Genomic DNA, 12566 nt, shown 5'->3' with positions numbered 1-12566 from the left:
AAAACCGGGGAGGTATCGCGTATAATTCGCTTTTGCGCCTATAGGATTTGCCATGCGTCTGATCCAAACAGCACTCACGTTCGATGACGTGCTCCTCGTCCCGGCTTTCTCCGATGTTTTGCCGCGCGACACCAGCCTCAAGACCCGGCTGACCCGCAACATCTCCCTGAATATGCCGCTCGTGTCCGCCGCCATGGACACCGTCACCGAAGCTCGCCTCGCGATCGCAATGGCGCAAATGGGCGGCGTGGGCATCATCCACAAGAACCTCACGCCGGCCGAGCAGGCGCGTGAAGTCGCCAAGGTGAAGCGTTTCGAGTCGGGCGTCGTGCGCGATCCAATCACGGTGCCGCCGCAGATGAAAGTGCGCGACGTGATCGCGCTGTCGCAACAGCATGGCATTTCGGGCTTTCCGGTCGTCGAAGGCGCGCAGCTGATCGGCATCGTCACGAACCGCGACCTGCGCTTCGAAGAGCGTCTGGACGAGCCGGTGCGCACTATCATGACGCCGCGCGAGCGCCTCGTCACGGTCAAGGAAGGCACGCCGCTCGCCGAAGCGAAGGCGCTGATGCACAGCCACCGCCTCGAGCGCGTGCTGGTGATCAACGACGCGTTCGAACTGCGCGGCCTGATGACTGTCAAGGACATCACCAAGCAGACCGAACACCCGGACGCCTGTAAGGACGAGCACGGCAAGCTGCGCGCGGGCGCGGCGGTCGGCGTCGGCGCGGACAACGAAGAGCGCGTCGAGCTGCTGGTGCAGGCGGGCGTCGACGTGATCGTCGTCGATACCGCGCACGGTCACAGCAAGGGCGTGCTCGAGCGCGTCAAGTGGGTCAAGCAGAACTTCCCGCACGTCGAAGTGATCGGCGGCAACATCGCCACCGCGGCGGCCGCCAAGGCGCTCGTCGAGTACGGCGCGGACGGTGTGAAGGTCGGTATCGGCCCGGGCTCGATCTGCACGACGCGGATCGTCGCCGGCGTGGGCGTGCCGCAGGTCACCGCGATCTCCAACGTGTCCGAAGCGCTCAAGGGCACCGGCGTGCCGGTCATCGCCGACGGCGGCGTGCGCTTCTCGGGCGACGTCAGCAAGGCACTCGCAGCGGGCGCGAACGCCGTGATGATGGGCAGCATGTTCGCCGGCACCGAAGAAGCGCCGGGCGACGTGTTCCTGTATCAGGGCCGACAGTACAAGTCGTACCGCGGCATGGGTTCGGTCGGCGCGATGAAGGACGGCGCGGCGGACCGCTACTTCCAGGACAACTCCGCGAACATCGACAAGCTGGTGCCGGAAGGTATCGAAGGCCGCGTCGCCTACAAGGGCTCGGTCAACGCGATCCTGTTCCAGCTGATCGGCGGCGTGCGTGCCAGCATGGGCTACTGCGGCTGCCGCACGATCTCGGAGATGAACGACAAGGCCGAGTTCGTGCAAATCACCGGCGCGGGCCTGCGCGAATCGCACGTGCATGATGTGCAGATCACCAAGGAAGCGCCCAACTACCACGTGGACTAAACGCCAATGAAGCCATTGCTGCGCGTTGTACTCATCCTCGATGCCTTGTTGTTGCTTGCGTTCGGCCTGTTGTTTCTGCTGACGCCCTGGACTTCGTTGTACGACGCGCTGCAGTTGGTGCAACCCCAGCCGGCGCTGGTCGGCCAGGGGTTTGGCGTGGCGCTGATCGGGCTCGCGTGGCTGGCCTTGCACGCATCGTTCGATGGGGCGCTGACCTCCGCGGTCGCCAAGGTCGTCGGTCATGTGAACTGGCTGACCGGTGTACTGATGCTGGTCTGGCTGCTTGGTTTGCATACACCGGCGCTCACCGGCTTCGGGCAGATCGTCGCGGTGCTGGCGGGCGTGGTGCTGGTGGTGATCGGTCTCGGTGGGGTGCGTTTGTCGGGTGCGGTGCGCCGGCGCGAGAAGGGCATCGTGGTCAAAGGCTCTTCCAGCCGTGCTGAAAAGCGCGCTGCGCGGCAAGCCGAGGCCGAGGCGGCAAAAGAAGCCGCAAAACGCCGTGAACTGGAGCGCGAGCCTCGCGTCACCGCCGGCTTTCCGGTCTATCGCGCCGAGCCGGTCGTCCAACCTGTCATGCCGGTCACCCGGCCGGTCAATCCGGACAGCCCGGTGAATCCCGTGAGTTCCGCTTCGACGACGCCGGTGCATCCGGTGACGGGCGAAGCCGGGCTCACGGAGTCCGAACGCGCTGCCCGGGCCGCGCGCGAAGACGCCCGCAACGCCGCCGCCGATGCCTCTGGCGGACCCCGGCCGCCGCTTCATGGCTGACGCGCTGCGCGTCACGCCGTCCGCCGAAGCTACCGGATTCCGTTCGCGCGTTCATTCGCGCGCGCCGCAGGCAGATGGCTGCGACGGTGCATACGCCAGTACGCTTCATCGTTATGTTTCATGCTCGATCGTTCCCACGCGGACCGCTTTGAATTCAACGCCGCGCCTCGTGCGCGGCATTCCGTATTTGCTCACTTTTGACTCCGTCCGCTGCCATGCATGACAAGATCCTGATCCTCGACTTCGGTTCGCAAGTCACCCAACTGATTGCACGTCGCGTTCGCGAAGCCAACGTGTATTCGGAAATTCACCCGTACGACGTCGATGCGTCGTTCATTCGCGACTTCGCGCCGAAGGGCGTGATCCTCTCCGGCGGCCCGAGTTCGGTCACCGAAACAGATACGCCGCGCGTGCCGCAAGCGGTGTTCGAACTCGGCGTGCCGGTGCTCGGCATCTGCTACGGCATGCAGGCCATGGCCGAGCAGCTGGGCGGCAAGGTCGACATCGGCCATCTGCGCGAATTCGGTTATGCCGAAGTGCGCGCGCGCAACCATACGAGCCTGCTCGAAGGCATCAGCGACTTCACCACGCCGGAAGGCCACGGCATGTTGAAGGTCTGGATGAGCCACGGCGACAAGGTGCTCGAAATGCCGCCGGGCTTCGCGCTGATGGCGTCGACGCAATCCTGCCCGATCGCGGCAATGGCCGACGAACAGCGCCGCTTCTACGGCCTGCAATGGCATCCGGAAGTCACGCACACCGTGCAGGGCCGCGCGATGCTCGAACGCTTCGTGCTGCAGATCTGCGGCGCGCGGGCCGACTGGGAAATGGGCAACTATGTCGACGAAGCCGTCGCGAAGATTCGCAAGCAGGTCGGTAACGAGCACGTGATCCTGGGGCTGTCGGGCGGCGTGGACTCGTCGGTGGCGGCAGCGCTGCTGCATCGCGCGATCGGCGACCAACTCACCTGCGTGTTCGTCGATCACGGCCTGCTGCGCCTGAACGAAGCCGAGCAGGTGATGGCAACCTTCGCCGATCACCTCGGCGTGAAGGTGATTCACGTCGACGCAAGCGACGTGTTCCTGCGCAAGCTCGCCGGCGTGACCGATCCGGAAGCGAAGCGCAAGATCATCGGCGCGGAGTTCGTCGAGGTGTTCCAGACCGAAGCCGGCAAGCTGACCGATGCGAAGTGGCTGGCGCAAGGCACGATCTATCCGGACGTAATCGAATCGGCCGGCAAGGGCAAGAAGGGTGCGCAGACCATCAAGAGCCACCACAACGTGGGCGGCCTGCCGGAGACGCTGAATCTGAAGCTGCTCGAACCGTTGCGCGAACTGTTCAAGGACGAAGTGCGCGAACTTGGCGTGAAGCTCGGTTTGCCGCCGGCGATGGTCTATCGCCATCCGTTCCCGGGCCCGGGTCTGGGCGTGCGGATTCTCGGCGAAGTACGGCGCGATTTCGCGGACCTGCTGCGTCGCGCGGACGCGATTTTCATCGAGACGCTGCGTACGTTCATCGACAAGGAAACCGGCAAGTCATGGTACGACCTGACGAGCCAGGCGTTCGCGGTGTTCCTGCCGGTGAAGAGCGTCGGCGTGATGGGTGACGGCCGGACCTATGAGTACGTCGTCGCGCTGCGTGCGGTGCAGACGCTGGACTTCATGACGGCGCATTGGGCGCATCTGCCGCACGAGTTGCTGGGGCATGTGTCGAACCGGATCATCAACGAAGTGCGCGGGATCAACCGGGTGGTGTACGACATCTCGGGGAAGCCGCCGGCGACAATCGAGTGGGAGTGATCCGAACGGCGCTCATGTCGTCTCGGACGAGCTGGTTGGCGATGCGCTTCCGTTAAAAGCACATCGATTATTGTCCGGTCAGCTACGTTGTGGTCCAGGCAGTGCCAAAGGGGAAGGCCGGCATCGCTGAGCGCCGTATCGGATTTTCTTCGTCGAACGGCCCGGGTCTATCTACGGATAGACCCGGGCCGTTCGCATTCCTGCGTACGGAATTCGCACGCCTCGCCCGAGCGGCGCTTCAGAAAACCGGGCAGCACAGCCCGGCATTCAGCCTTCAGATTTATATGACCTCGGGGTCTCTCGACGGTGGCCTGGGTGTTAACACGTAGTGGCGTTAAATCATAAAAATATGGCAGCCAAAACGTAAATCGCTTCGTCGGATTGCCGTATCTTCGCCGAACTGATCGATCTCCCGTCGCGCCGGCACGTGCCCGATGCGGAGTTGATACATCCGTCATTTACCGGGGAAGGGTGCGAAGGTTTCCGTTGCTCGACGCTCCGGTTGACGACAGCACTTTATTAGCACTCCCTGAGTGTTTCCTTCCCCTCAATCCACGCCTGGAGACCATGCCATGAACTTTCTCGACGGTTCCCTCTACACCGAAAACCAGCAACCTCTGATCATCACCGCCGCGCCTTACGCGCCGTCGTGGGTGCCCTCCGACTTTCCCGAGGACATCCCCGTCACGATGGACCAGCAGATCCAGAAGGCGGTGGATTGCTACAACGCCGGCGCCACGGTGCTGCACCTGCACGTGCGCGAACTCGACGGCAAGGGCAGCAAACGTCTGTCGAAGTTCAACGAGTTGATCGCTGGTGTGCGCAATGCCGTGCCCGAGATGATCATCCAGGTGGGTGGCTCGATCAGCTTCGCACCCGAAAGCGAAGGCGCCGCAGCCAAATGGCTGAGCGACGACACGCGTCACATGCTGGCCGAACTCGACCCCAAGCCCGACCAGGTGACGGTGACGATCAATACCTCGCAGATGAACGTCGTCGAGCACTGGGAAGATGCCGACGTCAAGGGCACCTCCATGGCGGACCCCGAGGTCTACAACGCGTACAAGGAAATGACCGTGCCGGCGCAGCCGGGCTGGGCGGAGGAACATATCCGTCGCCTGAACGCGGCGGGCATTCAGAGCGCGTTCCAGTGCTACAACATCAACAGCTTCGAGTCGGTCGAGCGTCTGATCCGGCGCGGCATCTACAAGGGCCCGCTGGTGATGAACTGGGTGGCGATCGGCGGCGGCATGGATGCACCGAACATCTACAACCTGGCCAACTTCGTGCGCGCCACGCCGGATGGCGCGGTGCTGACGGTGGAGAGCTCGATGCGCAACGTGCTGCCGGTCAACATGATGGGCATTGCCATGGGCCTGCACGTGCGCTGCGGCATCGAGGACAACCTCTGGAACCAGTCGCGCACGAGGAAGATGAGCACGGTCGAGCAGATCGAGCAGCTGGTGCGCATCTCGCGCGAGTTTGGCCGCAAGGTGGCCACCGCCCAGGAGGCGCGCGAGATCAGCAAGATCGGCGTGTTCTACGACACGGTGGAAGAGACCCTGCTTGCCAACGGTTTCGCGCCCAACCGTAACGGTGGCACGCAGGGCTTCCTGCGCAAGGTCGTTTGAACACTTGAGCCGGGCGGGCGTGTTGCTCGCCCGCGAAAGGTCACGGGTCGAGTTAAGCGGTCTCCGCGAACCGCGCTAGCTAGCCTCTGATGGCCGATCAGGCCGAGATGCAATAGCCACAAACTTTTCCCATCCCAAGTCGGATCGGAAGAGTGGAAGACCCCGTCCGCGCAACGCGGACGGGTAAACGTCAGAGCATTCACGGGTCTGCGCCGCAGAGCAACAGGCATCGCGCACGCACGCTCAGGCACGCTCGGGCACGCCACGCAGCGTCCGGTCATTTCGCCTGGCCACTACGCCAATCACGCGGCGTCATACCGAATTGCGAAGTGAACCAGTTCGTAAAAGAACCCTGCTGGGAGTAGCCGAGCAGCGCCGCGACCCGCCCGATCGGATAACGCGCGTTGCTCATATAGCGTATCGCCAGTTCCCGCCGAACTTCCTCGACCAGCGTCGAAAAGCACGTATCGGCCGATCCAAGTTGCCGCTGCATGGTGCGCACGCTCAAATTCAAATGCCGAGCCACCAGCTCGACCGTGGCCTGCTCGACGGGCAGCAGCAGGTAGACCGCCTTGCGCACTTCCTGCTCGATCGAATCCGCGGCCGCCGCGTTCAGTGGCGTCGCCAGGCTCTCTGCATAGCGAACCAGTTCCAGGTCGGCGGCCGGATTCGGGTAGTCGAGCTCGGCGGCCGCGCACACGAGCCCGTTGAAGTCGCTGCCGAATTCGAGCGGACAGCCGAAAAAGCGTCGATGAAACGTCAGATCAGCGGGCCCCCGGTGAGTGAAATGCACGGCGCGCGGCTTCCAGTGATTGCCGAGCAGCGCGCTGGAGTGGCGCGCGAGGACCCCGACCGCCAGTTCGATCGCCTGCCTGGTCGGCGTACCCGGAGTGACGGCCAGTTCCTCCCGGATGGTGACCGTTTCCCCCGCGTCTTCGATGTAGACCGCCAGCGCTTCGTTGAGCAGGTGCCGGAATTCGGCGGCGGCCCGCAGCACCTCGCGCAGCGTGCGTTTGTGCGCGAGCAACACATTGACTACGCCGGTGCCGAACTTCTGCCGGGTCTCAGCCATCTGCAGCGCGAACGTGGGGCACGAGGCTTTGTCGGCCGTGAGTTCGAGTAGCCGGCAGCACGCGGCGGCCGGGACGCGATCATCCGGATTCGCGAGTGCCGCGGGATCGATCCCCGCCTGCTGGACGAGTTCGACCGGATTCAGTCCGAGCCGCCGCGTCACATCGAAATAGCCGCTCATCGCTATCGAGCGCAACATCGTTTCCATCGCCTTGTCTCCGCAGATCCTATACGGGGGAGCGTCTCCCCTTCCCAGCGAGAGATGCCTGCGGCAACGAATACCGGTGTTTACGCGCAGTGGCATCGGCCGCTAAAAGGATGGCGCCTGATCACAAAAGTGTAATGCGCGATGGTCGTATTGTGCGAGCAGGATGTGAGTTTCGCTCCGGAAAGTTTTCAGGCGCTTCACGCGTGAACCCGGGGCGGGGGACTGCCACCGGCAAGATTGAACGAGGCGGAGTGACGACGTGGATGCCTGCCGGCGCGCCGCGAAGGGCGACGGGATATCCAGAATCGACCATCGTCTGCGGCGCAGCAGGACGGCAGCCAACCAGATAAACACGAGACAGATGCGAAGGAGACAAATGATGCTCATGCAGCACGTTGAGCCCACCACGGGAGAAGTTTCAGCAGCACAAGCCGATGTACGCCCCTATGCCTGGGTGGTATTCGCCTTGACGGTCGGCCTGCTGCTTTCCGACTACATGTCACGTCAGGTGCTGAATGCGGTGTTCCCGCTGCTCAAGGCGGCCTGGAGCCTTTCCGACACGCAGTTGGGTTCGCTCAGCAGTGTGGTCGCCCTGATGGTCGGCTTGCTCACGTTCCCGCTGTCGGTGCTGGCTGACCGCTGGGGGCGCGTGAAAAGCATCGTCCTGATGGCGGCCATGTGGAGTCTCGCGACGCTGGGCTGCGCGATCGCGACGAGATACGGCGAAATGCTGCTCGCGCGTGCCTTCGTCGGCATCGGCGAAGCCGCTTACGGCAGCGTCGGTATCGCAGTTGTCCTGAGCATCTTTCCGGTGCGGCTGCGCGCCACGCTCACCGGCACCTTCATGGCGGGCGGCGCGTTCGGCTCGGTGCTGGGTATGGCGCTCGGCGGCGCGGTCGCCGCTCAGATGGGCTGGCGTCCCGCATTCGGCGCGATGGCGGCCGTGGGTATCGTGCTGGTCGTCATCTACTGGTTCGTCGTCACCGAAAAGCGTCTTGCGCCACTTCAGGTGGCGAGCATGGGTAATCAAGGGCTCGGTGTGCGGATGAGCTTTCGTGCGCTGATGAAGGGGCTCTTTTCGACGAAGTCGGTCGTATGCGCTTACGTCGGCAGCGGCGTGCATCTGCTGGTTCCTGCCGCCCTGTGGGCGTGGATGCCGAGCTTCCTGAACCGCTACTACGGGATGGAGACCGGCAAGGCTGCCATGGGCGCCGCAGTGTTCGTGCTGGTGACGGGCCTTGGCATGGTGGTGTGCGGCAATCTTGCCGACCGGCTCGGCAAGCATTCGCGGGAAAGGAAGTGGGGCACCGCGATCGCAATCTGCCTCGCAAGCTTCACGCTGCTCGCGATCGGTATTCACCTGCCGGCGGGCCCGCTGCAACTCATGCTGATCGGCGCCGGCATGTTCTGCAGCGCAGGCGCGAGCGGTCCCTCGGGTGCCATGGTGGCCAACCTCACGCCGCCATCGATTCATTCGTCCGCGTTTGCCACGCTGACGCTGGCGAACAATCTGCTGGGCCTCGCGCCCGCCGCGATTCTGACGGGCATCGTCGCCGACCGGATCGGGCTGCTCGGCGCGTTGCAACTGGTGCCGTTTGCGTCGCTGATCGCCGCGGTCGCGTTTTTTATCGGCAAGCGCAACTACGCCGTCGATCTGGACCGGCTGGACGCACTGCGCGACCGGGCCGGCCGCTAAACGGTTGCACGCCGCTTTTCAACGATAGGGGTCCGGCCGACGGGGTTTGCCGTCGGCGGCCAATTGACCCGCCCTACACGCCGATCTGGAAGAACCGCGGCACGCATGCGGTGTCCGATTGCGCGCGTGGTCGTCGCTAACCGGACGCGCCGCAATGAGCGGCGCGGGTCCGTACCGACGGACCCGCCGCGCGAGGCCACATGAATATTCAGGAGAACAAGGATGCAAGGTTTGATGATGCAGCAACCGCTACTGGTGGCTTCGCTGCTCGTACACGCCGATCGCCATCATGGCGATCAGGAAATCGTCTCACGGCGTGTCGAAGGAGACATTCACCGTTACCGCTATCGGGATCTTGCGCAACGCGCCCGCCGCATGGCCAATGCCCTCGCGGCGCTCGGCATCGAGCCCGGCGAGCGCGTCGGGACGCTGGCGTGGAATGGCTACCGGCACATGGAGCTGTACTTCGCGGTGTCGGGGTCCGGCGCCGTGCTGCATACGCTCAATCCCCGGCTGCACGTCGACCAGTTGGCCTACATCATCGAGCACGCGGAAGACCGCGTGGTGTTTTTCGATCTGACTTTTCTGCCCTTGATCGAGAGCATCGCGTCTCGCGTCAAAAGCCCGAAGGTCTTCGTGGCGATGACCGATCGTGAGCACATGGAGCAGACGTGTAGCGGGTCCAGCATGCTGATGTGCTACGAAGACCTGATCGATCTTCAGAGCGACGAGTTCGACTGGCCGTTGCTGGACGAAAACAGTGCGTCTTCGCTCTGCTACACCTCCGGCACCACCGGCAACCCGAAGGGCGTGCTCTACAGCCATCGCTCGACATTGCTGCACACGTATGCCGCGGCGCTGCCCGACTCGCTGAACTGTTCCGCGCGCGACGTGATCCTTCCCGTGGTCCCGATGTTTCATGTCAATGCGTGGGGGCTGCCTTACATCGCCTGCATGGTCGGCGCGAAGCTGGTGTTTCCGGGGCCGGCGCTCGACGGCCAGTCGCTCTACGAACTGATCGAGACGGAGCAGGTCACGCTGTCGGCCGGCGTGCCGACGGTCTGGCAGGGACTGCTCTCCCATGTCGCCGAACGGGACGGCGCTTTCTCGTCGATGCGCCGTACGATCATCGGCGGCGCGCCGTGTCCGACGGCTATGACGGTGCAGTTCCAGGAGCGCTACGACGTGGACGTGCTGCACGCCTGGGGCATGACGGAATTGAGCCCGGTCGGCACGGTATGCAGCTTCAAGGCGCATCAGTGCGCGCTGTCCGGCAACGACCGCTACGCGGTTCAGGCTAAGCAGGGCCGCTCCGTGTTCGGCATCGACATGAAGATCGTCGACCCGCAGGGCGACGAACTGGCGTGGGACGGCAAGGCAGCCGGCGACCTGCTGGTGCGTGGTCAGTGGGTGACGCGGCAGTACTTTCGCGGTGACGACGTGTCGCCGCTGCGTGACGGCTGGTTTCCGACCGGCGACGTGGCGAAGATCGATGCCGACGGCTTTATGCAGATCACGGATCGCAGCAAGGACGTCATCAAGTCCGGCGGCGAATGGATCAGCTCGGCCGACATCGAAAACGTCGCGTGCCTGCATCCGCAAGTGACGATGGCGGTCTGCATCGCCGCGCGTCATCCGAAGTGGGACGAACGGCCGTTGCTGCTGGTCGTGAGACAGCCTGGAAGCATGCTCACGGGAGGCGAATTGCTTGCCTTCCTCGACGGCAAGATTGCGAAGTGGTGGAAGCCGGACGCCGTGATTTTCGTCGAATCGGTTCCGCTCGGCGCGACCGGCAAGGTGCTCAAGCGTCAGTTGCGCGAGCAGTACGGGAACTACTACCTGTAGGGCACACGCGCTGACCTGAATGCATCGGATGAATTCAAACCATAAACCCAAAAACCAAAGGAGACAGAATGAAATCGAAGTTGAAGTTGAGCAGCGCCGCGGCGCTGCTGATGTTCGTCAGCGCCGCCCAGGCCCAGTCGACGGTTACGCTCTATGGTGTGCTTGATACCGGATTTCTGTATCAGAGCACCTCGGCGGCGACGTTCCAGCCCACCGCCCGCAACCTGGGGCACGTCTATCAGCTCAAGGACGGCGGCATCTATTCCAGCTTCTGGGGCATGAAGGGAAGCGAGGATATCGGCGGCGGCTACAAGATCAATTTCAAATTGCAGAGCTCGTTCAATACGACGACCGGCAAGTCCGGTCTGTCCGACACCCCGGGCGCGGTCGCGATCTTCAACCAGTTTGCGACGATCGGCGCATCGGGTCCGTTCGGCACATTCGACGCCGGCCGGCAGATCATCCCGATGATCTACGCGATGTCGGAAACCGATGTCCGTGGCGCGCAGTACTTCGGCAGCATTCTGACTGCATGGCTCGGCGTCAATCAGGCGGCCGGTTGGCCCGGCACCAGCACGAATGCCCCGATCGGCGCGCTGTACGACAGCAATGCGCTGGTGTACAACTCGCCGAAATTCTATGGCGCGTCGCTCGCGCTCGAATACGCGCCGGGCGGTGTGGCCGGCCACTTTCAGGGCGGCACACGCGAGTCGGCGGTGCTCAAGTACTCGAACTATGGTTTGAATCTCGCGGCCGTGTACTACAACGGACACGACACCAATCCTTATCCGCTGAACTACCCGGCAGCGCCTGCCGTGCCCGCGACGGGCCAGGCCAATAACCGCTTCTACTATTTCGGCGCGATGTACACGATCGCCGGATTCTCGCTATCGGGCTCGTACGGCGTGGGGAAGAACCCGGCGCACACCGATACTGCGGACTTCGAAATGATTTCGGCCGGCCTCGGCTATCAGTTCAATACGCGTTTCAAGATCACTTCCGGCTTCTACTACCTGAAGGACCGCAACCGTTCGGACAATCATTCGAGCGAAATCGCGGTGGGTGCGGAATACAACCTGTCCCAGCGGACCCGGGCATACGCACAGGTCGGCTACGTCGACAACAAGGGAACCATGAACCAGACGATCATCTATGGCGTTCCGGTTGCGCCAGGCGTCTCGACCACGGCGGCCATGATCGGCATCCGCCATACCTTCTGATTCCGTTATCCACAACCGGAGTATTCAATGAAGAGCATTCAGACTTTCAAGCTGGCTGTTGGACTCGTCGTCGTTGCGACGTGCATGAGCGCATGGGCCCAGACCAGCGCACCGGTCAGCGCGTCTGTGACGGCGGCATCGGGTTCGGCGACCGCGCCCGTGGGACGGAAGGCGAATCGCGCGCTGCGTCGGCAGGTTTATAACGCGATCGCGAAGCAGAAGGACATCAGCGCCGGCAACATTAGCGTGGTCGCCAAAGACGGCGCAGTGACGCTGAGTGGCACGGTCGAGGACGCGTCCCAGGTGGGCAGGGTCGCGGAGATCGCGAGAGGTGTTCCCGGGGTCACTTCGCTCACCAACAAGTTGACCGTGGAGAAGCCGTTTGGCGGTATGTAAGCTGCTGTAGTCGACGCGAGCGCACCGGGCGGCCGCGTCGAGCTCAGGCCTTTGCTGGAGCGAAAGCCCGGCGTCGAATCAGAAGACCTTCGAGTCCGCCTACCATAGGTGGTTCACGGTTCGTGCCGGCGCTGCTTCGAAGACACTGCCATACATGGCGGCCACCTGTGCCGTGCACATGTGTTGAGGTTCAGTGGCAATACTATCGCCGAAGACCACATGGCTTGTTTGATCTCCGGCTACCTTGGCCTGTTCGCGTAGCTCTTGCGCTACGAACACCGCAAGCTCAAGAGGCTGTCCATCGTTTCGGGTTCCTACCGAACTTCCAAAAATGAAAGTGCCGTGTGTGAAGAGAAGTAGGTCTCGTGACACACGGCACTTTTTCAATTTAATTGCGTAAGCGGGCATCGTTTTCGATG

Annotated in this window: 9 protein-coding genes and 1 pseudogene; 8 read left to right on the top strand and 2 right to left on the bottom strand. The window is 63.2% G+C overall.

The features are described from left to right. Positions 1-52: 52 nt before the first annotated feature. The 4 genes from guaB (at position 53) to HV770_RS14815 (ending at position 5711) form a co-directional block, all read left to right on the top strand. On the top strand, positions 53-1513 hold the full coding sequence (gene guaB, locus HV770_RS14830; protein WP_175160715.1) for an IMP dehydrogenase: 1461 nt from the start codon (positions 53-55) through the stop codon (positions 1511-1513). A 6-nt stretch (positions 1514-1519) separates the two neighbouring features. Next, the gene (locus tag HV770_RS14825; protein WP_175160713.1) at positions 1520-2281 is read left to right on the top strand and encodes a hypothetical protein; all 762 of its coding nucleotides are present in this window, start codon (positions 1520-1522) and stop codon (positions 2279-2281) included. Positions 2282-2496: 215 nt separating this feature from the next. Beyond that, positions 2497-4080 carry a glutamine-hydrolyzing GMP synthase gene (gene guaA, locus HV770_RS14820; protein WP_175160711.1) on the top strand — a complete coding sequence of 528 codons (1584 nt, stop codon included), beginning with the start codon at positions 2497-2499 and terminating at the stop codon, positions 4078-4080. Between the two features lie 572 nt (positions 4081-4652). Then, positions 4653-5711, top strand: coding sequence for a beta-keto acid cleavage family enzyme (locus HV770_RS14815; RefSeq protein ID WP_121317756.1), 1059 nt, complete (start codon positions 4653-4655; stop codon positions 5709-5711). Positions 5712-5988: 277 nt separating this feature from the next. On the opposite strand, the gene HV770_RS14810 is transcribed toward HV770_RS14815, so the two are convergent. Continuing rightward, a complete protein-coding gene (locus HV770_RS14810) occupies positions 5989-6990 on the bottom strand; it encodes an AraC family transcriptional regulator (RefSeq protein ID WP_175160709.1) in 1002 nt (333 codons plus the stop codon). Positions 6991-7369: 379 nt separating this feature from the next. On the opposite strand from HV770_RS14810, the gene HV770_RS14805 reads away from it, so the two are divergent. From HV770_RS14805 to HV770_RS14790, 4 genes are all read left to right on the top strand, one after another. Then, positions 7370-8686: an MFS transporter gene (locus tag HV770_RS14805; protein ID WP_175161113.1), complete on the top strand. Its 1317-nt coding sequence runs from the start codon at positions 7370-7372 to the stop codon at positions 8684-8686. Positions 8687-8908: 222 nt separating this feature from the next. Beyond that, complete coding sequence (locus HV770_RS14800; protein WP_175160707.1) at positions 8909-10531, top strand: 3-(methylthio)propionyl-CoA ligase; 1623 nt, start codon at positions 8909-8911, stop codon at positions 10529-10531. 68 nt (positions 10532-10599) lie between these two features. Further along, positions 10600-11751, top strand: a complete 1152-nt coding sequence (locus HV770_RS14795; RefSeq protein ID WP_175160705.1) for a porin — start codon at positions 10600-10602, stop codon at positions 11749-11751. Between the two features lie 27 nt (positions 11752-11778). Continuing rightward, the gene (locus HV770_RS14790; protein ID WP_175160703.1) at positions 11779-12147 is read left to right on the top strand and encodes a BON domain-containing protein; all 369 of its coding nucleotides are present in this window, start codon (positions 11779-11781) and stop codon (positions 12145-12147) included. Between the two features lie 99 nt (positions 12148-12246). Here the strand turns inward: HV770_RS14790 and HV770_RS38195 are convergent. Beyond that, positions 12247-12566, bottom strand: a pseudogene (locus HV770_RS38195) (hypothetical protein); the annotation flags it as partial.

This window comes from Paraburkholderia fynbosensis (genome assembly GCF_902859935.1).
GTDB lineage: Bacteria > Pseudomonadota > Gammaproteobacteria > Burkholderiales > Burkholderiaceae > Paraburkholderia > Paraburkholderia fynbosensis.
This window is presented reverse-complemented; position numbering and strand designations above follow the sequence as displayed.